Here is a 21,456-nt window from a genome sequence, read left to right as displayed (position 1 = left end):
ACCGGCGGTGGCGTCGAGGATCGGACATACTCCCGCAATCGACCGCACGCTGATGAAACATGATCGACTCGGCGGGTTGACGGCGATGGTCTTGCCCCGCCGTGTGACGTGGCTTACGTTCTCCATCTGCGCATCCCATCTACGTGCGTAGAGGCTCTCTGGCGTCCCGTCGAAGGAGCAGCTCATGGCCCATGTCGTACGCGCCGCCCTCGTCCAGGCGACCTGGACCGGCGACACCGAGTCCATGATCGCCAAGCATGAGGAGCACGCCCGCGAGGCGGCCCGCCAGGGCGCCGGGGTGATCGGGTTCCAGGAGGTGTTCAACGCCCCCTACTTCTGCCAGGTGCAGGACCCGGAGCACTACCGGTGGGCCGAGCCGGTGCCCGACGGCCCGACCGTGCGCCGGATGCAGGACCTCGCCCGCGAGACCGGCATGGTGATCGTGGTCCCGGTCTTCGAGGTCGAGGACGCCGGCTTCTACTACAACACCGCCGCCGTGATCGACGCCGACGGCAGTTACCTCGGCAAGTACCGCAAGCACCACATCCCGCAGGTCAAGGGCTTCTGGGAGAAGTTCTACTTCCGCCCCGGCAACGCGGGCTGGCCGGTCTTCGACACCGCCGTCGGCAAGGTCGGCGTGTACATCTGCTACGACCGGCACTTCCCCGAGGGCTGGCGCCAACTCGGCCTCGGCGGAGCCCAGCTGGTCTACAACCCCTCCGCCACCCACCGCGGCCTCTCCGCCTACCTCTGGCAGCTGGAGCAGCCCGCGGCGGCCGTCGCCAACGAGTACTTCATCGCCGCCATCAACCGCGTCGGCACCGAGGAGTACGGCGACAACGACTTCTACGGCACCAGCTACTTCGTCGACCCCCGGGGCCGCTTCGTCGGCGACCTCGCCAGCGACAAGGAGGAGGAACTCCTCGTCCGCGACCTGGACTTCGACCTGATCGAGACCGTGCGCCGGCAGTGGGCCTTCTACCGCGACCGGCGCCCCGACGCCTACGAGGGACTGGTCCGGCCGTGAACGACCTCCACGCCCGCCACCGCGCCGTCCTGCCCGAGTGGCTCGCCCTCTACTACGACCGCCCGATCGAGATCACCCACGGCGAGGGCCGCCACGTCTGGGACGCGGACGGCAACCGCTACCTCGACTTCTTCGGCGGCATCCTCACCACCATGACCGCCCACGCCCTGCCCGAGGTCACCAAGGCCGTCGCCGAGCAGGCGGGGCGGATCATCCACTCCTCGACGCTCTACCTGAACCGGCCGATGGTCGAACTCGCCGAGCGCATCGCCTCCCTCTCCGGCATCCCCGACGCCCGGGTCTTCTTCACCACCTCCGGCACCGAGGCCAACGACACCGCCCTGCTGCTCGCCACGGCGCACCGCGGCTCCAACCAGATCCTCGCGATGCGCAACAGCTACCACGGGCGCTCCTTCTCGACGGTCTCCGTGACCGGCAACGCCGCCTGGTCCCCGACCAGCCTGTCCCCGCTCCAGACGCTCTACGTGCACGGCGGTGTCCGCACCCGCGGCCCCTACGCCCACCTGTCCGACGCCGACTTCACCGCGGCCTGCGTCGCGGACCTGGAGGACCTGCTCGGCCACACCCGCGCCCCCGCCGCGCTCATCGCGGAACCGGTGCAGGGCGTCGGAGGGTTCACCGCACCCCCCGACGGGCTCTACGCGGCCTTCCGCGAGGTCCTGCAACGCCACGGCGTCCTGTGGATCTCCGACGAGGTGCAGACCGGCTGGGGGCGCACCGGGGACCACTTCTGGGGCTGGCAGGCCCACGCCCGGAACGGCCCTCCGGACCTGCTCACCTTCGCCAAGGGCATCGGCAACGGGATGTCCGTCGGCGGGGTCGTCGCCCGCGCCGAGGTGATGAACAGCCTGGACGCCAACTCCATCTCCACCTTCGGCGGCTCGCCACTCACCATGGCCGCCGCCAACGCCAACCTCGCCCACCTGCTGGAACACGACCTCCAGGGCAACGCCCGCCGGGTCGGCGGGCTGCTGATCGAGCGGCTGCGCGCCGTCGCCGCCCAGGTCGCGGCGGTACGCGAGGTCCGGGGCCGCGGACTGATGATCGGCGTCGAGCTCGTGCGGCCCGGCACCGACGAGGCCGACCCCGGGGCCGCGTCCCGGGTCCTGGAGCACGCCCGTGAGCACGGCCTGCTGATCGGCAAGGGCGGCGGGCACAGCACCAGCGTGCTGCGCGTCGCCCCGCCCCTGTCCCTCACCGTCGCCGAGGCCGAGGAGGGCGCCGCCGTGCTCGAAGGGGCCCTGCGCAGCCTGTGACCCGAGACCCGCGGACCCGTTGAGGGACCCGACCAGCAAGGGACCGCCCATGAGCACCCGCACCCTGATCCGCGGCGGACTCGTCGTCACCGCCGCAGACGAGATCCACGCCGACGTCCTCGTGGAGGACGGCCGCGTCGCGGCACTCGCCGCGCACGGCACCCCCGCCGCCGAGTCCTGGACCGCCGACCGCGTCATCGACGCCACGGGCCGGTACGTCATCCCGGGCGGCGTCGACGCGCACACCCACATGGAGCTGCCCTTCGGGGGCACCTTCGCCTCCGACACCTTCGAGACCGGCACCCGGGCGGCGGCCTGGGGCGGCACCACCACCATCGTCGACTTCGCCGTCCAGACCGTCGGCCGCTCCCTGCGCGAGGGGCTGGACGCCTGGTACGCCAAGGCCGACGGCAACTGCGCCGTCGACTACGCCTTCCACATGATCCTCTCCGACGTCGACGCCTCCTCGCTGAAGGAGATGGACCACCTCGTCGAGGAGGGCGTCACCAGCTTCAAGCTGTTCATGGCCTACCCCGGCGTCTTCTACAGCGACGACGGACAGATCCTCCGCGCGATGCAGCGCTCCTCCGCCAACGGCGGGCTGATCATGATGCACGCGGAGAACGGCATCGCCATCGACGTCCTGGTCGAACAGGCCCTCGCCCGCGGGGAGACCGACCCCCGCCACCACGGCGAGGTCCGCAAGGTGCTGCTGGAGGCCGAGGCCACCCACCGCGCCATCCAGCTGGCCCGGGTGGCCGGCGCCCCGCTCTACGTGGTGCACGTCTCCGCCGAGGAGGCCGTCGCCGAGCTCGCGGCCGCCCGCGACAAGGGGCTGCCCGTCTTCGGCGAGACCTGCCCCCAGTACCTGTTCCTGTCCACCGACAACCTCGCCGAGCCGGACTTCGAGGGCGCCAAGTACGTCTGCTCCACCCCGCTGCGCCCCAGGGAGCACCAGGCCGCCCTGTGGCGGGGGCTGCGCACCAACGACCTCCAGGTGGTCTCCACCGACCACTGCCCGTTCTGCTTCACCGGCCAGAAGGACCTCGGCCGCGGCGACTTCTCCAAGATCCCCAACGGGCTGCCCGGGGTGGAGAACCGGATGGACCTCCTCCACCAGGCCGTGGTCGACGGGCACATCTCCCGCCGCCGCTGGATCGAGATCGCCTGCGCCACCCCCGCGCGGATGTTCGGCCTCTACCCGAAGAAGGGCACCATCGCCCCCGGTTCGGACGCCGACATCGTCGTCTACGACCCGCACGCCACCCAGACCCTGTCGGCCGCGACCCACCACATGAACGTGGACTACTCGGCCTACGAAGGGCGCACCGTCACCGGGCGCGTCGAGACCGTCCTCTCCCGGGGGGAGACGGTGATCGAGAACCGCACCTACACCGGCCGGGCCGGACACGGCGTCTACACACCCCGCTCCACCTGCCAGTACCTCGACTAGGAGGCCCCCGCGTGGACTTCGGACTCGTCCTCCAGACCGACCCGCCCGCCTCCGAGGTGGTCGGACTCATGCGCCGCGCGGAGCGCAACGGCTTCCGCTACGGCTGGACCTTCGACTCGGCCGTGCTGTGGCAGGAGCCGTTCGTCATCTACAGCCGCATCCTCGAGCACACCACCACGCTCCGTGTGGGGCCCATGGTGACCAACCCCGGGACGCGTACCTGGGAGGTGACCGCCTCCACCTTCGCCACGCTCAACGAGATGTACGGCAACCGCACGGTGTGCGGGATCGGGCGGGGCGACTCCGCGATGCGGGTCGCGGGCCGCAAGCCCGACACCCTGGCCCGGCTCGGCGAGGCCATGGGCGTCATCCGCGACCTGGCCGAGGGGCGGGAGGCGGAGGTCGACGGCAGGACGCTGCGCCTGCCGTGGGTCCGCGGCGGCCGGCTGCCGGTCTGGATGGCGGCCTACGGTCCCAGGGCCCTCGCCCTCGCCGGCCAGAAGGCGGACGGCTTCATCCTCCAGCTCGCCGACCCCTTCCTGACCGAGTGGATGGTCAAGGCGGTCCGGCGAGCAGCTGCCGAGGCCGGCCGCGACCCGGCCTCGGTCACCGTCTGCGTCGCGGCCCCCGCCTACGTCACCGCCGACGACTCCCCGGAGGCCCTGGCCCACGCCCGGGAGCAGTGCCGCTGGTTCGGCGGCATGGTCGGCAACCACGTCGCCGACCTCGTCTCCCGCTACGGCGAGCACTCCGAGGTGGTCCCGGAGGAGCTGACGGCCTACGTCAAGGAGCGCGAGGGCTACGACTACAGCCACCACGGCCGTGCGGGAAACCCGTCCACCGACTTCGTCCCCGACGAGATCGTCGACCGCTTCTGCCTCCTCGGCCCCGCCGGGGCGCACATCGAGAAGCTCCAGGCCCTGCGGGCGCTGGGCGTCGACCAGTTCGCCGTCTACGACATGCACGACGCGAAGGAGGCGACGATCGACGCCTACGGGGCGGAGGTCATCCCCGCCTTCGCGTGAGACGGCACCCGGGCCCGCGCAGGGCGGTCGCCTGCGCGGGCCCGGGTGCCGCTGCGTGATCGGCGAAACCCCCGCGCTCCAGGGCAGGGAGGGAGGACGTCACACCCATCATGACAGCTCAGAGGGCGTTCGCGTAGGAGGAACAGCACAGGCAGTCGGCCTTGTCCAGCCCTCTCCCGGGAACCCAGAATCCCCGTCATGAAGCATGCGGGAACAGTCGATCAGGACGACATCATGCGAGCGCGGAACGTGCTGCTCGCGTCGGGGCGCCGTACGCCGCGCGAGGAGGTCGACGCCTACCGGGTGCTCGCCCGGGTCAGCCCCGCCTCCTACCTGCCCCTCCTGGCCAGGGCGCTGCGGGGACAGACCTACGACACCGCGACCGGCAGGAGGCATGCGGCTTCCCTCGCCCTCGGCGAGGAGGCGGTGGCCGCGGCGCGGTCCATGGACCCGGCCGATCCGGCCCGTGCGGACGTGCTGTACGGGGCCCTCGACACGTACCAGAGGGAGCTGTACGGCGCGGGGCGACGTGCCGAAGGGCTCGCCACCCGCGCCGAGATGCTCGCCATCGGCCGTGCACAGGCCGAGCGGTCCGGAAAGCCCGTGGTCGCAGGGCTGTACGGCTGGGCCACGGGGCTTTCCGAGGAAGGCCGGTATGCCGAGGCCGCCGATGCCCTGACGGAGCTGGTGGAGGCGGTCCGGCCCGAGGAGTCCGGCAGCGGGGCGCTCCCCTGGCCGCACCTGGCGTGGATCGCCGCTCTCCAGGACGCGGGCCGGTCCGGTGAAGCGCTCGCCGGGTTCCGGGTGGTCGTCGACACGGAAGCCGCCGGGGCCGCGGACGACCCCGGCCGGACGGCCTGCCGTCTCCAGGCGCTGATCGGACACGCGCGGATGCTCGACCTGCACGGCCGGGGGGAGCAGGCCGCCCTCGTACGGCAGGAGGCACGCGTCGCGCTGACGGAGCTGGCCGATACCGGCGGGCGGCATTGCTGCAGCGGCCGTCAGACGGCGTTCTGGGCCGCGCTGTTGACCCTCTCCGGAGCCGAGAGCGACCGGCCTCCGTCCGATGGGCCGCGTCCGCCTGCGGGAGTGGACCCCCTGGACTGGTCACCGGAGGCCAGGCAGCGCTACTTCGACAGCCGTCATGCCCTCCGCGAGGAGGCCGACACCCTCGCCGCGCGGGCTGCCGAGGATCCGGACCGTCATCTGGCCGATCTGGTCCGTCTGCACCGGGTCCTCACGATCCGCTCCGCCGTCTACTGGCAGCACCGCACCCATCTGTTCGCGGACCGGGTGCGCCCGCTGTTCGACGACGGGGTGGACCTGGCGCGACGGTTGTCCCGGCACGACCCGGCAGAGGGAACGCGAACCCTCGCCCGGACCCTGGTCGACCGATCGGCCTTCCTCGTCGCCGCCCGCGAGTTCGGGCCCGCGCTCGACGACTTCCGCGAGGCCCTGCACTGCCTGGGGGAGGCCGGCCGGCAGTAGGGCCCGCCCTGCGGCGTCGTTCACGCGTCCGACGGCGGGTGGCGGCCTCCCGCGGTGTGGCTGCGGTGGTGGTCGCAGGCGGGCGGGAGGCTGTCAGAGGCGCTCCCGGACGAAGGCCCGCACGGCGTCGGGCCGATCACGGCGCGCATCGTCCGACCGTGATCCCCGACTCGGGATCATCCGCCTTCGGGTGCCCTCAGGGGACGGACGTGTAGGTGCCCTTGACCTCGATGGAGCCGGACGGGAAGCGGCCCTTGGTGGTGGTTCCGCACCAGATGCTGTCGTGCGCGGAGCCCGGGCCGTACCAGAGGATGTCGTCCTTGCCGTTGCCGTTGAAGTCCTGGATCGAACGCGAGTCCGCCCCGTGTCGGTGATGGCGCCCTGTACGCGGTCCGGTCGGCGGAGCGGATTCCCCCGCCTGTTCCGCCGTCGGCCCGCCGTACCGGGCCGTGAGCTCGATGGAGCGGGGCAGTGCCGCCAGGCGCCACGGCACGACCGCCGGGTCCTGCCGGCGGCCGTCGCCCTCGCGTCGCCGCCGGCACGGGCCCGGCACGTGAGGACAGAACCCCACCGGGGCCTGCCCCGCGGCCCAATGACGGCGAGCGTGCGGCCCGCCGCGGGCGGCCTCAGCCCCCGGCCCGCGTAGCCGTCCCCGACGCGGGCGGCCCGGGCGGCTCCTCCAGCACGCTCCAGGCGACCGGGCCCAGGAGGTCGGCGAGGCGCTGGAAGACGTCCATGAGCAGGTCGTCGACGGTCAGGATGCCGACCACCCGCGGGCCGTCCAGGACGGGCAGGCGGCGCACACCGGCCCGGCGGAAGGTCCGGTAGGCGGTCTGCACGTCGTCGTCCGCGTCCAGGGTGATCACCGGCGAGGTCATCACCGCCTCCACCGCCTCGTCCGGGTCCAGGCGCCGGGCGAGGGCGGACAGGGCGAGATCGCGGTCGGTGACGATGCCGCGCAGGGCGCCGCCCTCGGTGACCACCACGGAACCGACCCCGTACGCGGCCATCTCACGGGCCACCTGCCCGAGGGGCGTCCCCGTCGGCACGGACACCGCCGGGCGGCTCATCGGCTCGGACACGTTCATCGATTCGGCTCCTTGTCTCCTTGACTCCCGGCCTCTCCGGGGAGGCGGAACCCCGGGCCCGGTGCCGTCAGGGACCGGCCGGGACGCGGGCCGCCGGGGCCATGTGGTCGGTGAACCAGCGCACGGCCAGTTCGGTGACCGCCTCCAGGGCCCCCGGCTCCTCGAAGAGGTGGGTGGCGCCGGGCACCACCACGAGGTCGCTCTCGCAGCGCAGACGGGCCTGCGCCTCGCGGTTGAGGTCGAGCACCATCCGGTCCCGGCCGCCGACGATGAGCAGGGTGGGCGCCGAGACCTCGGGCAGTCGCGGTCCGGCGGCGTCGGGCCGGCCGCCCCGGGAGACGACCGCGGCGATCCCGGCGTCCGGCCCGGCCGCCGCCCGAAGCGCCGCGGCCGCCCCGGTGCTGGCGCCGAAGTACCCGACGGGCAGGCCGTGCACCTCCGGCTGGCGGCGCAGCCACTCGGTGGCCCCGGCCAGCCGCCCGGCCAGCAGCTCCGTGTCGAAGACGTTCGCCCGGTCGCGCTCCTCCTCCGGTGAAAGGAGGTCGAACAGCAGGGTCCCCAGACCCGCCCGGTTCAGGCCGGACGCCACCCGGCGGTTGCGCGGGCTGTGGCGGCTGCTCCCGCTGCCGTGTGCGAAGGCCACCACACCCCGCGCGTCCCCGGGCACCGTCAGCCGCCCCGGAAGCACCAGCGGGCCCGCCCGCACCGCTGCGTCCCGGTCCACCGGACCGGCGGGACGCGCTCCGGCCGGGCGGTCGGTCACCGGGCGCGGGGTGCTCTCCTCCAGGCAGGCGACGACCTCGTCGTCGTCGGTCTGCGAGAAGTCGGCGTAGTACTGGCCGACCGCACGGAAGCCGTGGGGCGCGTGCAGGCATACCAGCTCGTCGGCGTCCGCACCGAGGCGCGCCGCCCAGTCGTGGGGGGCCACCGGGACCGCCAGCACCACCCGGGCGGCACCCCGGGCGCGCGCGATGCGGCAGGCCGCCCGGGCCGTCGCGCCGGTGGCCACCCCGTCGTCGACCACCAGCACGGTGCGTCCGTCGAGCGGGACCGGTCTGCGTGCCCCGCGGTAGCGCCGGGCGCGGCTCTCCAGCACCGCCCGCTCACGGTCCTCCGCCGTGGCCAGCTGCTCGGGCGTGACGCCCGCGGCGCGCAGGACCTCCTCGTTGACGAGCCGGACGCCGCCCTCGCCGAGCGCGCCCATGGCCAGTTCCGGCTGGAAGGGCGCTCCCAGCTTCCGGACCAGGCACACGTCCAGTGGCGCGCCCAGGGCCCGGGCGACCTCCTCGGCGACCGGAACCCCGCCGCGGGGCAGTCCGAGCACCACGACATCGGAACCCGCGAGGTGGGCCACGCGGGCTGCCAGCCGCTCCCCGGCGTCACGCCGGTCCCTGAAGAACACGTCCGCACTCCCTGCCTCGGAGACCGGGCGGCCGCGCGACGGCGTCCCGGTCCTTCGGATCCGCGGCACGCCGTGCCGCCGCCTGCGCGCGCCGGGGAGGCATGGCCCCGGGCCGGGAGCCGACCACGGGAATGCGGACCGGTCTTGCCCGCCGCGGCGACCGGCCGACGCCGCCCGGGTCCGTCCTCCGGCCGCCGTCCGGCGTCCGCCGCTCTCCCTCCAGCATCGCTCCGCCGCCCGCCCCGCGGGGAAGAGCCGTTCGGGCACCCTTGCGGGGGCGGTGCGGCCCGGCAAGCGCGGCCCCGGCAGTGCGGCCCGGCGGCGCGGCCTGTCGGGCGGGGGCGTCCTGCGGCGCCGCCCCGGTCCTCAGCGCCGGGAGCGCTGCGCCGCCACCACCTGCCGCAGCGTCGCCTCGCCCGCACCCCGCTGGACCCGCTCCGCGAAGCCGGGGAACTGCCCGGCCACGGCGCTCAGCAGCCTCAGTTCCAGCGGGGCGACGTTGAGCTCGGCGACATCGCGCTCCACCGCGCGCACCACGCCCCGGACCACCTGCCGCGGGGAGACCGTCCGCATCCCGGCCGGCGGCCTGGCGCCGGTCTCGGCGAACATGCCCGCGTCGCGCACGAACCCCGGCTGGACGACCGACACCCCCACGCCCGTGCCCCGCAGGTCCTGGCGCAGCCCGAGGGCGAAACCGCGCAGACCGAACTTGGTGCCGCTGTACAGGGAGGCGGAACGGGTGGCGGCCTTGCCGGAGATCGAGCCGACGAAGACCAGGTGGCCGCGACCCGCCTCGACCATGGCGGGGGCCATCAGCCGGGCCAGTACCGCCGGCGCCCGCAGGTTCACGGCGAACGCCCGGTCGATCTGCTCCGGGGTGTACTCCAGCAGGTCGCCGCTGGACGGCAGGGCCGCGTTGGCGACCAGGACGTCCGCGTCCGCCGCCTCGCGGGCCAGGCGCTCCACGTCGGAGGCGTCGGCGAGGTCGGCGAGAACGGCCCGCGCCCCGTAGCGCTCGGCGAGCGGTGCCAGCGCCTCCTCGCGGCGGCCGCTGACCACCAGCTTCGCCCCGAGCCCGGCGAGCCCGGCCGCCAGGGCGCCGCCGATACCGCCGGTGACCCCGGTGAGCAGGACGGTTGCTCCGCTGATCCGCATCTGGTTACCCTCCCGTACTGTTCGTTCGAACGAACAATAGAGAGGCGGGCGCAGCGTGTCCACAGACGGATTCCTCGGGCTGGCCGGGCAGGCACGGGCGCTGGCGTCCGGTGAGAGCACCTCCGAGGCGCTGGTCGGCGCCGCGCTCGCCCGGATCGAGGCGACGGGGCAGAGCCTCAACGCCTTCCGCACGGTGCTCACCGGGACCGCCCTCGCCGAGGCGCGGGCGGCCGACCGCAGACTCGCGGCAGGGGAGCGGCTGCCGCTGCTGGGCGTGCCCGTCGCGGTGAAGGACGACACGGACGTCGCGGGGGTGCCGACCTACTTCGGCTGCGCGGGCGAGCTGCCGGCCGCCGCGGAGGACGGCGAGGCGGTCCGCAGGCTGCGTGCCGCGGGAGCCGTCATCGTCGGCAAGACCAACTCCTGCGAACTCGGCCAGTGGCCCTTCACCGAGGGTCCCGCCTTCGGCGCCACCCGCAACCCCTGGGACCCCGGGCACACACCGGGAGGCTCCTCCGGGGGCTCCGCCGCCGCCGTCGCCGCCGGCCTGGTCCCCGCCGCCCTCGGCTCCGACGGCGCGGGCTCCATCCGCATCCCGGCGGCCTGGACGCACCTGGTCGGCATCAAGCCGCAGCGCGGCAGGATCTCCGTCCACCCCTACGACGACTGCTTCCAGGGCCTGACCGTCAACGGCCCGCTGGCGCGCACCGTCGCCGACGCGGCACTGCTCCTCGACGCCGCCGCCGGCGCCCACCCCCGCGAACGCCACCGCCCGGCCCCGGTGGACGCCTCCGCCGCCGCCCGCCGCGAGCCCGGTCGCCTGCGCATCGCGCTCGCCCTGCGCCCGCCGCTGACCCTGACCGGGGCACGGCCCGACCCCGAGGTCCGCCGCGCCGTCACCGCCCTGGCCGAGGTGCTCGCCCGGCTCGGGCACCGCGTCGAGGAGGCGCGGCCGCGCTACGGACTGATCGGGCTGGGCTTCCTTCCCCGGGCGGCGAGCGGGATCGCCGCCTACGCCGACCGCCACCCCGAGCCGTCCCTCCTCGACCCGCGCACCCGCGCGGCCGCCCGCTCCGGCCGCCGCCTCGGCGGGCGGGCCGTGCGCGCCGCACGGGCGCGCGAAGCCGTCCAGCACCGCCGCATCGGCGGCTTCTTCGACGACTACGACGTCCTGCTGACCCCCAGCACGGCCGTCCCGCCGCCCCGGGTCGGCACCTTCGACGGGCTGTCCGCCGCCCGCACGGACCTCGCCATCGCCTCCGCCTGCCCCTACGCCTGGCCCTGGAACGTCCTCGGCTGGCCCGGCGTCGGCATCCCCGCGGGACTGACCGCGGAAGGGCTCCCGGTGGGCGCCCAACTGCTCGGCCCGGACGGCAGCGAGGCGCGGCTGGTCTCGCTCGCCGCTCAGCTGGAGGCGGAACTGCGCTGGTACGAGAAGCGCCCGCCCGCGTCCTTCGGCGGCCGGGCGCCGGAGGACGCGCCGGTCCGGTGACCCGCGGCCGCGACCCGATGGGACAATGGCCCCATGTCGAGCGCCACCAGCCCCGCCCCCACCCGGCAGCGGATCATCGAGGCCGTGCTGAGGATCATCGGCAGGGACGGCGTCGCAGGGGTCACCAACCGCAGGATCGCCCGCGAGGCGGGCGTCTCCCTCGGCTCGGTGACGTACCACTTCGAGACGCAGCACGAGCTGCTGAGGGAGTCGCTGCTGCACTTCGTGCGCGAGGAGACCCGGCGCTTCACCGAACTCGCCGAGGCCCACCGCACCGCCTGCGACCTCGACGTGGCGGGGGCGGCGGCCCTCGCCGGGCAGGTCGCCGGGGACATCGGCTTCGACAGCGAGCACATCGCCCCCTTCGAGCTCTACGTCGAGGCGGGGCGCGACGCACGGCTGCGGGAGGCCGCGGCGGAGGCGTTCACCGCCTACGACCGGCTGGCCGCCCAGATCCTCGCCGGCCTGGGCGTCCCGGACGCCGAGCGGTACGCGGCCGCCACCGTGGCGCTCGTGATGGGCCTTCAGCTGCGCCGCCTGGCCACCGGGAGCCCCGCCGAGGACCTGGTCGACGCCCTGCTGCTGCTCGCCCGGGGCGCCGTCGGGCCCGGCGCCACGGTGCCGGGGGCGAACGCCTCCGCGCCGGCCCGCTGACGTCCGGCCCCGCCCCGTCGCTGATGCGGGCCCGGGGGAGCCCTCCTACCCTTGAGGGATGCCTGCCGCCCGCCGGTGCGCCGCACCCGCGCTCGCCCTGGCGCTGGTCCTGGCCGCGCCGCCCGCCGGGGCCGCCGCGGCCGAGGAACCCGCGCTCCGCGCCACCGTGGGCCGCGTGCCCGAGCAGAAGCTGGGGGCGAGCCACCGCCCCGGCTGCCCGGTGCCCCCGGAGCGGCTGCGGCTGGTCAGCATGAACCACTGGGGGTTCGACGGACGGGTCCACCGCGGGGAGATGGTCGTCCACCAGGACGCCGTCGGCGCGGTACTGCACATCTTCGGACGGGCCTTCGACGCGCGCTTCCCGATCCACCGGATGCGGGTGACGGCCGAGTACGGCGGCAGCGACGCCCGGGCCATGGCCGACGGCAACACCTCGGCGTTCAACTGCCGCCGCGTCACCGGAGACGCACGCCACCTCTCCCGGCACGCCTACGGCGACGCCGTCGACCTCAACCCCCGGGAGAACCCCTACGTCGACCGCTCGGGCGAGGTCCATCCGCCCGGCGCCGAGGACGCCTTGGACCGCACACCCCCCGAACCCGGCATGCTCGTCGACGGCGACGCCGTGACCCGGGCGATCGAGGAGGCGGGGTGGACCTGGGGCGGTACCTGGTCGCCCCCGGACTACCAGCACTTCTCCGCCGACGGAACCTGACCGGCGCCGCCCGGGAGCCCGCCCGGCGGCCCCGGCGGACCCGGCGGACCGCGGGGGCGCGGCAAGGCCCCCCGCCGCGGCCTCAGTCGGCGGTGGGCGAGGGGAGGGCGTCGCCGGTGCGCCGTGTGAGGCGCGCGGACACCTCGACCACGCCGTCGACGCTCCGGCACAGCCGCTCCACGACGGGGATCAGGCCCTCGCTCGCGACGGTGCCGCCGAGTTCCACCCTCCCGTCGTGCACGTCCACCGTCACCTCCCACGGGGCGAGCCCCAGGGTGCGCCGCAACACGTCCCCGGTGATCTCGTCACGGATGGCGTCGTCGCGGCGCAGGAAGATCCGCAGCAGGTCGCCGCGGCTGACGATGCCCAGCAGCCGGTCCGCCTCGTCCACCACGGGCAGCCGCTTGACCTGCTGGGCCTCCATCAGGCGGACGGCTTCGACCACGTTCCAGTCCTCCCGGGCGCACACGGCGGGAGCCGACATCAGCTCCTCGGCGCGCGCCCCCTCGGCCTTGGCCCGCTCCCAGGCCTCCCGGTGCGGGACGGGGGCCAGCCCGGTGGGATCGGCCTGGTCGGCGCACTTGCGCAGCAGGTCGGCCTCGGACACCACGCCCATGGGGCGGTCGAGGTCGTCCACCACGGGCACGGCCGTGACACCGCTCTCCGTCAGCAGCCTGGCGATCTCCTTGAACTGCGTGTCCCGCCGGGCCCTGACCACGTCCCGGGTCATGAGCTCCCCGACCGTCCTGTGGTGCATACCGCCTCCCGGAGATCCGCCGTCCGCCCCGCGGACCGGGCTCGGCCGACCGGGCCGGCGCGGTGCGTGGCAGCTTGGGCACAGCACCATTCTGAGCAGCCGGGGGCCATCGTGCGAGCCCACGGCACCCGGCCGCCCACCCGCACCCCCCCGCGCCCGGCACGAACCGGCCGACCGCCCGAGCGGCCGGCCGGGCCCGTCTCACCCGCCGCCGCGGACGACGGCCACGGGACAGCGGGCATGGTGCAGCAGGGCCTGGCTGACCGAGCCGAGCAGCAGACCGGCCAGGCCCCCGTGGCCCTTCGCCCCCGTCACCACCAGCTGCGCGGACCCGCTCGCGTCGACGAGCGCGGGCCGGACCCGGGAGCGGACCAGGCGCCGCTCCACGGTGAGCCGCGGGAAGAGCTCCCGGCGCGGGCCGACCGCCTCGTCCAGCACGTGCCGCTCGGCCGCCCGGCGGTGTTCGACGTCGGCGACCACGGCGTTCAGGGGGTCGCCGGGACCCTCGTACGCGTGCTCGCCCACCGTGTTCCACACGTGCAGCGCCACCAGGGGAGCTCCGCGCAGTACGGCCTCGGCGAAGGCGAAGTCCACCGCGGCCTCCCCGGCCTCGGAGCCGTCCACCGCCAGCACCACCGGACCGCCGGGCTCGGGGCGGCCGCGCACGACCAGCAGCGGACAGCCGCCGCGGGCGGCCAGCTGCACGGCCGTCGAGCCCGCCGGCAGCCGGGCGAGACCGGAGTGGCCGCGGCTGCCCACCACGGCGAGCACCGCCGCACGCGACTCGATCTCCAGCACCTCCAGCGGGGTGCCGGACACCACCGACCGGGTGACCGCGAGGTCCGGCGCCGCCCGCCGGGCCCGTTCCTCGGCGTGCGCCAGCCCGCCGTGGACCATCGGCTCCACCCCGTGGCCGCCCGGGTTCCACGGCGGCGCGCCGTGCGGCAGGTGCCCCGGGGCGCGGCCGAAGGCGTGCACGATCCGCAGCGGCACCCCGCGCAGACGCGCCTCACGGGCCGCGGTGTCGACCGCGGCGAGGCTGGAGGCGGACCCGTCCACCCCGACGATCACCGGACCGGTCATGGGGAACTCCGTCCCGGAACGGCGTCGGCGGGCAGCCGCTCCGTCCTCCAGCCTCGGCCCGTCCGGACCCCGCCGCCAGGGCACCCCGGGCCGCACGGGGGACCGCACGGCCCTTCCGCGGCACCGGGGGAGCCACGGCGGGCGCGCGGCCGGACCGCCGGGGCCGGATGCCGTGCCGGAAGGGACCTTCGGCCCCGTGCCCTGGGACCCGGTGCCGTCCCATGGTGAGGAGGTGGCGACGGGGGGACCGGCCATCCACCGGAGGGCGGCCCATGAGCGCAGACGGTTCTCCGCACCCGCCCGGCACACCCCCGCCCGACCGGGGCGGACCGCCGGCGGGCGCCAACCCCCTGCGCCGGACGTCCGACCGGGTCGAGTCCTGGTGCCGCCTCCTCCTGGCGCTGGTGCTGCTGCTCGGACTTCCGGCGGCGGCGCTCGGCGCGGGAACGGCCGTCTACGCGTCCTCGCTGCGCGCCGCGCAGGTGCAGGCGGAGCAACGGCACGAGGTCACCGCCCGGCTGACCGCAGGCACCTCGGGCCCCAGCGCCTACGGGAAGCAGTCGGCGCGGGTCCGCTGGACCGACGGCGACGGCACGGTGCGGACGGGCACGACCCTGGTGGACTCGGGAACGGCCGAGGGCGCCGCCGTGCGCGTATGGGTGGACCGCGACGGCCGCCTCACCGGTGCGCCGGCGAGCGGGGCGAACGCGGCGGCAGGCGGCTGGTCCGCGGGCCTCACGGCGGCGCTCGGCGTGGCGGGCGGCGTGTACGCGGCACGCGCCGGCGTCCGCCGCGCGCTGGACCGCGGACGCTACGCGCGCTGGGACAGGGAGTGGGACCTGGTGGAGCCCGTGTGGTCCGCGCGCTTCCGCCCGTGACGGTCCCCGCGCGGTGCCGCCGCCGTACGTGCGGCGGCGGGGGGACTCACCCGGAGGCCGCGCGCCGCGGCCGCCGTCCCGTCACGAGGACGGGCACGGTGTGCCGGCGCACCAGCTCCTGGGCGACGTCGCCCAGGAGGCGGTGGGGCAGCCCCCCGTCCTGTGCACCGACGACGACGAGGTCGATGTCCTGTTCCGCGGCGTAGTCCGCCAGGGCCCGGGCCGGCGGCCCCGAGAGGATGTCGCACTCCGTCACCCGTCCGCGGCTGCGCTCGGCCGCCGCCTCCAGACGCCTCCGCGCGGCGGCCACGCTCGGGTCCCGTTCGTCGTCGGCCGCGTCGTACCCCACCACCTCGGCCGCGACCAGCGCCTGCGCGTACGGCCCCAGCAGCGCGACGGCCAGGTCCAGCGCGTCCTGCGACTCGGGGGAGCCGTCCAGACCCACCAGCACCCGCAGACCGCCCGGCCCCGGCGTGCCGACCGGGATCCGCGCGAGCGGCCCGACGCGGTGCACCTGGATGCGGTCACTGGCGGCGAGGGCCAGGAACGGCCCGAAGACGACGCCCATGAGCAGCCACCCCCAGTGGTGGTAGCCCCGGCGTGCCATCCACCAGGCGGTGGCCAGGCCGATGGCGACCCAGGCTCCGACGGCGGCGAGGACGTAGGCGAGCTGGCTCATGGAGGGTCCCATGCGGTGGGGGAGTCGGGATGCAGGTGATCCCTGCCACCGCGGGCGGGGGGCCGAGGTGCTCCGGGCCGTGGAGCACCCGTTCGGGTCAACGGGTCACGCGCCCCGGGCGGCCGCCGCGGGGGCGGAGGGCTCTTCGCCGGGGTGCCGTCCTTCCCGGCGTGTCGCACCGGCCGCCGGGCGCGGGGAGGACGACGCTGCTCCGGAGGCCAGGCGAGAGACCGGAGGACACCGTGGGACGTATGACCGGGCGGAACGCGATCGTCACGGGGGGCGCCCGCGGCATCGGGGCGGCGGTCGTCCGCCGCTTCGTCGAGGAGGGCGCGACCGTCACGATCGGCGACGTGCTGCACGGGGAGGGCGGCGACCTGGCGGCCGGGCTCGGTGCCGCGGCCCGCTTCGCGCCGCTGGACGTCACCGACGCCGGCAGCTGGGCGGCGGCCGTGGCCGCGGCCGAGGAGGCGTACGGCCCGGTGTCCGTGCTCGTGAACAACGCCGGCATCCTGGAGGTCGGCGGCATCGAGGACCAGGAGCCCGAGTCCTTCCGGCGGGTCACCGACGTCAACCTGTACGGCGCCTGGCTCGGGGTGCGCTCCGCGATCCCCTCCCTGCGCCGCGCCGGTGGCGGTGTCGTGATCAACATGTCCTCGGCGGCCGGCCTGATGGGGTACGCCGGGCTGGGCGCCTACGCGGCCAGCAAGTGGGGGCTGCGGGGCCTGACCAAGACGGCAGCCCTGGAACTGGCGCCCGACGGGGTGCGCGTCTGCTCCCTCCATCCCGGCCCGATCCGCACGCCCATGACCGCCGGCATGGGCGAGGAGATGGTGGCCGGCCAGCCCACCGCCCGCTACGGCACCGCGGAGGAGGTCGCCTCCATGGCGGTGTTCGTCGCGGCCGAGGCGCTGTACTCCACCGGCTGCGAGTTCGTCATCGACGGCGGTGCCACCACCGGCAGCGCGATGCTCGGCGACCGGCTCTGACCCTCCGCCCCCGGCGGGGCCCGCTCCTCGCCGGGCCCTGCCGCGCGCCGCGGTGAAACCCCGGGGGAACGCCGGGTTGCGCACGGGGGTGCCGACCGCGTCCCCGGATGTCGGTCGGGCATGGTTGGCTGGACACATGATCGATGCATTCCTTACCGAGGGCCTGTCCGACGTCGAGGAGGCCGTCCGCGCCGCGGTCGAGGCCGAGATCACCCCGCGCTTCCGCCGCCTGTCCGAGGACGAGGTCGACGAGAAGCGCGGTCCCCACGACCTTGTCACCGACGCCGACCGGCTCGCCGAGAAGCACCTCACGGCCTCGCTGACCGCCCTGCTGCCCGGTTCGGTGGTCGTCGGTGAGGAGTCGGTCCACGCCGACCCGGCCGTCTACGACGCCCTGCGCGGCGACGCGCCGGTATGGGTGGTCGACCCGGTCGACGGCACCCGCGAGTTCGTCCGCGGCGACGCCGGGTTCTGCACCCTCGTCGCCCTCGCCCACCACGGTGAGCTGCTCGCCTCGTGGACGTACGCGCCGGTTGCCGACGAGATGGCCGTCGCCGTCCGCGGGCGCGGCGCGCGGCTGAACGGCACCCCCCTGCGCACCGGGTCGCCCGAGCCCGGCGCACCCCTGAGGATCGCCATGTCCAACCCGGACTTCTCCTCGCCCGAGGAGAAGCGCCTGCTGCGCGGGCTCACGGGGCCCGGCGTCGACACCCGGCCCTGCGGGTCCGCCGGGCTGGAGTACCTGCGCGTCGCCCGGGGCGAGCTGGAGGCCACGGCCTTCAGCTGGGAGTACGCCTGGGACCACGCGGCCGGGCTGCTGCTGGTCACCGAGGCCGGGGGCCACCAGACGACGGTGGCCGGGCAGCCCTTCCGGATAGCCGGCGGCAACGCGCTGCCGTTCACGGCGGCCCGGGACGCGGCCACGGCACAGCGGCTCCTCGCCCTGCTCGGCTGAGCCCGGGCCCGCCCGCGCATCCGGGCCGTGCACCTGCCGGACCGGCGGGCCGCCCCGTCGGCGGCCGCCTCGCCCGGTGCGCCGCGTGCCCGTGCGGCCCCGGGCGGGGGGCGGGTTCGGCAGCGCTCCCTTCCCGTGCACGCACCGCACCCGGCGCCGGGTGCGTGGGGGCCGCCACCGCGAACGCCCGGGACGGACACGGCGACACGGTCGGCGCGCCCCTCCGAGCCGGCCGCCTCCCCGGCGGCCCCACGGCGAACTCCGCCTCCCCGGCGGTCCCACCATGCATGCGCCGCCGCCACCGCGCGGCCCCCGAAGGGCGCGGCGGCCGCCGCCCCCTCGCCGCCGTCGCCTCGTCCCGCCGCGGACCGGACCCGGGCCCCTGCCGCCCGTGCCGCCGAATATCCTGGACGTCCATGGCCGCCGGCTGACGAAGGAGTCCCAAGGTGCCGTCGATGCTCGATGCCGTCGTGGTGGGGGCGGGCCCCAACGGACTCACGGCCGCGGCCGAGTTGGCCCGCCGGGGCTTCTCCGTCGCCGTGTTCGAGGCCCTGGGGACGGTGGGCGGCGGCGCGCGTACCGAGGAGCTCACCCTCCCGGGCTTCCGCCACGACCCCTGCTCCGCGGTCCACCCCCTCGGGGTCGGCTCGCCCGCCTTCGCGGGCATGCCGCTCGCCCGGCACGGACTGGAGTGGATCCACCCCGAACTGCCCCTCGCGCACCCCTTCCCCGACGGCACCGCGGCCGTGCTCAGCCGCTCCGTCGCGGAGACCGCGCTCTCCCTCGGGCCGGGCGACGCCGGGGCCTACCGCCGCATGCTCGCCCCCTACACCGGCCACTGGGACACCCTGGCCGCCGACTTCCTGCGCACCCCCTGGGACGGACTGCCCCGGGACCCGCTGCGCTTCGTCCGCTTCGGCCTCGACGCCGTCCGCCCCTCCACCTGGCTCGCCCGGCGCTTCGGCGGGGACAAGGGCCGGGCCCTGATGGCCGGGCTGGCCGCCCACGCCATCGCCCCCACCGGCGGCGTCGCCACCGGCGGCGTGGCCCTGATGTTCGCGCTCGCCGCCCACGAGGTCGGCTGGCCGCTGCCGCGCGGCGGCTCGCAGGCCGTCTCCGACGCCCTGGCCTCCTACGTCTCCGAACTCGGCGGGACCATCCACACCGGCGTCGAGGTCAGGCGCCTGGACGAGCTCCCACCCGCCCGCGCCTATGTGTTCGACACCTCGCCCACCGCGCTGGCACGGATCGCCGGCTTGGGTTCCGCCTACTGGCGCTACCGCTACGGCGCGGCCGCCTTCAAGGTCGACTACGCGCTCTCGGGCCCCGTCCCGTGGACCTCGCCGCAGGCGCGCATCGCGGGCACCGTGCACCTCGGCCCCACCGCGACCGAGATCGACGCGGCCCTCCGGGCGGCCGTCGAGGGCCGCGACCCGGAGGTCCCCTTCCTGATCACCGCCCAGCCCAGCCTCGTCGATCCGGGCCGCGCCCCCGAGGGGCGCCACGTGCTGTGGGCCTACGGACACGTCCCCGCCGGGTGGGAAGGCGACGCCACGGAGGTGATCGAGCGCCAGATCGAGCGGTTCGCACCGGGGTTCCGCGACCTGGTGCTCGCCCGCGCCGTCGCCGGCCCGCCCCAACTCGCCGCGCGGAACGCCAACTACGTCGGCGGCGACATCGCCTGTGGGGCCTTCGCCGGGCTCCAGACCCTGATCCGGCCGAGGCTGGCCCGGGTGCCGTACGCCACGGCCCATCCCGCCGTCTTCCTGTGCTCCTCGGCCACCCCGCCCGGTCCGGGCGTCCACGGCATGTCGGGCCACCACGCCGCCAAGGCGGTCTGGCGGGTCCTGCGAGCGAAGTGAGCGCGGCAGCGGCCATCATGACAGGATGACAGCACCGACGATCACCCTGGTCCGCGGCGACATCACCGAGCAGGACGCCGACGCCGTCGTGAACGCGGCCAACTCCTCGCTGCTGGGAGGCGGCGGGGTGGACGGCGCCATCCACCGCAGGGGAGGCCCCGAGATCCTCGCCGACTGCCGCCGCCTGCGCGCCTCCCACTACGGCAAGGGCCTGCCGACCGGCAGGGCCGTCGCGACGACCGCGGGGCGCCTGCCCGCCCGGAACGTCATCCACACCGTGGGCCCGGTGCACTCCGCCTCCGAGGACCGCTCCGGGCTGCTGGCCTCCTGCTACCGGGAGTCCCTGCGCGTCGCCGACGAACTCGGCGCCGCCACCGTCGCGTTCCCGGCCGTCTCCACCGGCGTCTACGGCTGGCCGATGGCGGACGCGGCCCGTATCGCGGTCGCCGCCGTCCGGGGCACCGAGACCTCCGTGCGCGAGGTGCGCTTCGTGCTCTTCGACGAGGCGGCGTACATCGCCTTCCAGGCCGCCCTCGCCGAGTACGCCTGAGGCGCCGGCGCCCCCTCGGGCACGGGCCACCCGGCCGGCGGCGGTTCGCGCCGCGGCCCGCGCCGCCCCCAGCGGCAGACTGGCCCCCGAACGACCTCCCCGCGACAGACGCACCCGGCTCCCCGGGGGAACCCTCCGGGGAGCCGCCCTCCCGGCAAGGAGCGCACCGTGGCCCGACCCCCCACCGCCCGCCGCCTCCCGCTCGCCGCCGCGGCGTGCGCGGTCGCCCTCGCCACCGCCTGGGCCCCGGCGGGGCCGCCGCACCCCGGTCCCGCCTCCTCGGCCACCGCCTTCCCCGTCCCCGCCGCGCCGGGCGACGCCCGCCAGCTGATCACCGTCGAGGCGCACGGCACCCGCGCGACGGTGACGGCGTGGTCCAAGGGGCCCCTCGGCTGGAAGCCCCGCTTCGCCACCACCGGGGCCCGGGTCGGGGCCCGGGGGGTCACCGACGGCGCCACCCGGCGCCAGGGCACCTCGACCACGCCGTCGGGCACGTACACGGTCACCGAGGGCTTCGGGCTGGAGCCCGCCCGCACACGGATGCCCTACACCCGGGTCGACGAGCGCCACTGGTGGGTCCAGGACCCGCAGTCCCCCCACTACAACCAGCTGCGCACGGCGGACGGGGCCGACTTCCCCCTCACCGAGGAGGGCGAGCGCGGCAGCGAGCACCTGGCCGGCCGGCCGGTGCAGTACGCCCTCGCCCTCGTGATCGACTTCAACCGGTGGCCCGCCGTGCCCGGCCGGGGAGCGGGGATCTTCCTCCACGTCAACGGCGCCGGCGCCACCGCGGGCTGCGTCTCCGTCCCACGCGAGACGATGGAGCGGCTCATGGCCTGGATCCGCCCGGACCGGCACCCCCGGATCGCCATCGGCTGAGCTTCGTGGGCGGCACAGAGCCGCAGGCAGTGGAACATCGGTGTCGAA

21 protein-coding genes are annotated in these 21,456 nt (G+C 75.7%); 14 read left to right on the top strand and 7 right to left on the bottom strand.

Annotated features, from left to right (window positions below; all coding sequences use genetic code 11):
• Window positions 1-184 precede the first annotated feature (184 nt).
• From NPS70_RS00770 to NPS70_RS00750, 5 genes are all read left to right on the top strand, one after another.
• Window positions 185-1,027 (top strand): nitrilase-related carbon-nitrogen hydrolase, encoded by an 843-nt coding sequence (locus NPS70_RS00770; RefSeq protein ID WP_256521529.1) that lies wholly within the window; start codon window positions 185-187, stop codon window positions 1,025-1,027.
• Window positions 1,024-2,304 (top strand): aspartate aminotransferase family protein, encoded by a 1,281-nt coding sequence (locus tag NPS70_RS00765; RefSeq protein WP_256521528.1) that lies wholly within the window; start codon window positions 1,024-1,026, stop codon window positions 2,302-2,304. Before NPS70_RS00770 ends, NPS70_RS00765 begins: the two co-directional genes overlap by 4 nt.
• Window positions 2,305-2,353: 49 nt before the next feature.
• Window positions 2,354-3,757 (top strand): dihydropyrimidinase, encoded by a 1,404-nt coding sequence (hydA, locus tag NPS70_RS00760; RefSeq protein WP_256521526.1) that lies wholly within the window; start codon window positions 2,354-2,356, stop codon window positions 3,755-3,757.
• Between the two features lie 11 nt (window positions 3,758-3,768).
• Window positions 3,769-4,782, top strand: coding sequence for a TIGR03842 family LLM class F420-dependent oxidoreductase (locus NPS70_RS00755; RefSeq protein WP_256521521.1), 1,014 nt, complete (start codon window positions 3,769-3,771; stop codon window positions 4,780-4,782).
• 234 nt (window positions 4,783-5,016) lie between these two features.
• Window positions 5,017-6,270 (top strand): hypothetical protein, encoded by a 1,254-nt coding sequence (locus tag NPS70_RS00750; protein WP_256521520.1) that lies wholly within the window; start codon window positions 5,017-5,019, stop codon window positions 6,268-6,270.
• Between the two features lie 196 nt (window positions 6,271-6,466).
• On the opposite strand, the gene NPS70_RS00745 is transcribed toward NPS70_RS00750, so the two are convergent.
• The 4 genes from NPS70_RS00745 to NPS70_RS00730 all read right to left on the bottom strand — a co-directional run bounded on the left by NPS70_RS00745 (window position 6,467) and on the right by NPS70_RS00730 (window position 9,915).
• On the bottom strand, window positions 6,467-6,763 hold the full coding sequence (locus NPS70_RS00745; RefSeq protein ID WP_256521519.1) for a hypothetical protein: 297 nt from the start codon (window positions 6,761-6,763) through the stop codon (window positions 6,467-6,469).
• A 133-nt stretch (window positions 6,764-6,896) separates the two neighbouring features.
• The gene (locus tag NPS70_RS00740; RefSeq protein WP_256521517.1) at window positions 6,897-7,358 is read right to left on the bottom strand and encodes a cyclic nucleotide-binding/CBS domain-containing protein; all 462 of its coding nucleotides are present in this window, start codon (window positions 7,356-7,358) and stop codon (window positions 6,897-6,899) included.
• A 67-nt stretch (window positions 7,359-7,425) separates the two neighbouring features.
• A complete protein-coding gene (locus tag NPS70_RS00735; protein ID WP_256521516.1) occupies window positions 7,426-8,760 on the bottom strand; it encodes a phosphoribosyltransferase family protein in 1,335 nt (444 codons plus the stop codon).
• Between the two features lie 366 nt (window positions 8,761-9,126).
• Entirely contained in the window at window positions 9,127-9,915 is a 789-nt protein-coding gene (locus NPS70_RS00730; protein ID WP_256521515.1) for an SDR family oxidoreductase, read from the bottom strand.
• Between the two features lie 55 nt (window positions 9,916-9,970).
• Here NPS70_RS00730 and NPS70_RS00725 point away from each other — a divergent pair, with 55 nt between their 5' ends.
• The 3 genes from NPS70_RS00725 to NPS70_RS00715 are packed head-to-tail and all read left to right on the top strand — an operon-like array spanning window position 9,971 to window position 12,776.
• Window positions 9,971-11,407 carry an amidase gene (locus NPS70_RS00725; RefSeq protein ID WP_256521514.1) on the top strand — a complete coding sequence of 479 codons (1,437 nt, stop codon included), beginning with the start codon at window positions 9,971-9,973 and terminating at the stop codon, window positions 11,405-11,407.
• Window positions 11,408-11,440: 33 nt separating this feature from the next.
• Window positions 11,441-12,061, top strand: a complete 621-nt coding sequence (locus NPS70_RS00720; protein WP_256521513.1) for a TetR/AcrR family transcriptional regulator — start codon at window positions 11,441-11,443, stop codon at window positions 12,059-12,061.
• Between the two features lie 58 nt (window positions 12,062-12,119).
• A complete protein-coding gene (locus tag NPS70_RS00715) occupies window positions 12,120-12,776 on the top strand; it encodes a M15 family metallopeptidase (RefSeq protein ID WP_256521512.1) in 657 nt (218 codons plus the stop codon).
• Window positions 12,777-12,858: 82 nt separating this feature from the next.
• Here NPS70_RS00715 and NPS70_RS00710 read toward each other — a convergent pair whose 3' ends face one another.
• The gene (locus tag NPS70_RS00710) at window positions 12,859-13,533 is read right to left on the bottom strand and encodes a CBS domain-containing protein (protein WP_256521511.1); all 675 of its coding nucleotides are present in this window, start codon (window positions 13,531-13,533) and stop codon (window positions 12,859-12,861) included.
• A gap of 201 nt (window positions 13,534-13,734) precedes the next feature.
• Window positions 13,735-14,616, bottom strand: coding sequence for a universal stress protein (locus NPS70_RS00705; protein ID WP_256521507.1), 882 nt, complete (start codon window positions 14,614-14,616; stop codon window positions 13,735-13,737).
• 272 nt (window positions 14,617-14,888) lie between these two features.
• Here NPS70_RS00705 and NPS70_RS00700 point away from each other — a divergent pair, with 272 nt between their 5' ends.
• The gene (locus NPS70_RS00700) at window positions 14,889-15,494 is read left to right on the top strand and encodes a hypothetical protein (protein WP_256521505.1); all 606 of its coding nucleotides are present in this window, start codon (window positions 14,889-14,891) and stop codon (window positions 15,492-15,494) included.
• A 46-nt stretch (window positions 15,495-15,540) separates the two neighbouring features.
• On the opposite strand, the gene NPS70_RS00695 is transcribed toward NPS70_RS00700, so the two are convergent.
• Entirely contained in the window at window positions 15,541-16,173 is a 633-nt protein-coding gene (locus NPS70_RS00695; RefSeq protein ID WP_256521504.1) for a universal stress protein, read from the bottom strand.
• 251 nt (window positions 16,174-16,424) lie between these two features.
• On the opposite strand from NPS70_RS00695, the gene NPS70_RS00690 reads away from it, so the two are divergent.
• The 5 genes from NPS70_RS00690 (at window position 16,425) to NPS70_RS00670 (ending at window position 21,408) form a co-directional block, all read left to right on the top strand.
• Window positions 16,425-17,162, top strand: a complete 738-nt coding sequence (locus NPS70_RS00690) for an SDR family NAD(P)-dependent oxidoreductase (protein WP_256521503.1) — start codon at window positions 16,425-16,427, stop codon at window positions 17,160-17,162.
• Between the two features lie 136 nt (window positions 17,163-17,298).
• Entirely contained in the window at window positions 17,299-18,117 is an 819-nt protein-coding gene (locus NPS70_RS00685; protein WP_256521502.1) for an inositol monophosphatase family protein, read from the top strand.
• A gap of 446 nt (window positions 18,118-18,563) precedes the next feature.
• Window positions 18,564-19,979, top strand: coding sequence for an NAD(P)/FAD-dependent oxidoreductase (locus NPS70_RS00680; RefSeq protein ID WP_256521501.1), 1,416 nt, complete (start codon window positions 18,564-18,566; stop codon window positions 19,977-19,979).
• Window positions 19,980-20,004: 25 nt separating this feature from the next.
• Window positions 20,005-20,529, top strand: coding sequence for an O-acetyl-ADP-ribose deacetylase (locus tag NPS70_RS00675; protein WP_256521498.1), 525 nt, complete (start codon window positions 20,005-20,007; stop codon window positions 20,527-20,529).
• Between the two features lie 168 nt (window positions 20,530-20,697).
• Window positions 20,698-21,408, top strand: a complete 711-nt coding sequence (locus NPS70_RS00670; protein WP_256521496.1) for a L,D-transpeptidase — start codon at window positions 20,698-20,700, stop codon at window positions 21,406-21,408.
• Window positions 21,409-21,456: the final 48 nt, after the last annotated feature.

The sequence above is a fragment of the Streptomyces sp. C10-9-1 genome, from assembly GCF_024497955.1.
In the GTDB taxonomy this organism is placed as follows: domain Bacteria; phylum Actinomycetota; class Actinomycetes; order Streptomycetales; family Streptomycetaceae; genus Streptomyces; species Streptomyces sanyensis.
The sequence above is the reverse complement of the archived record's forward strand: the minus strand, read 5'-3'. Positions and strand labels throughout refer to the sequence as shown.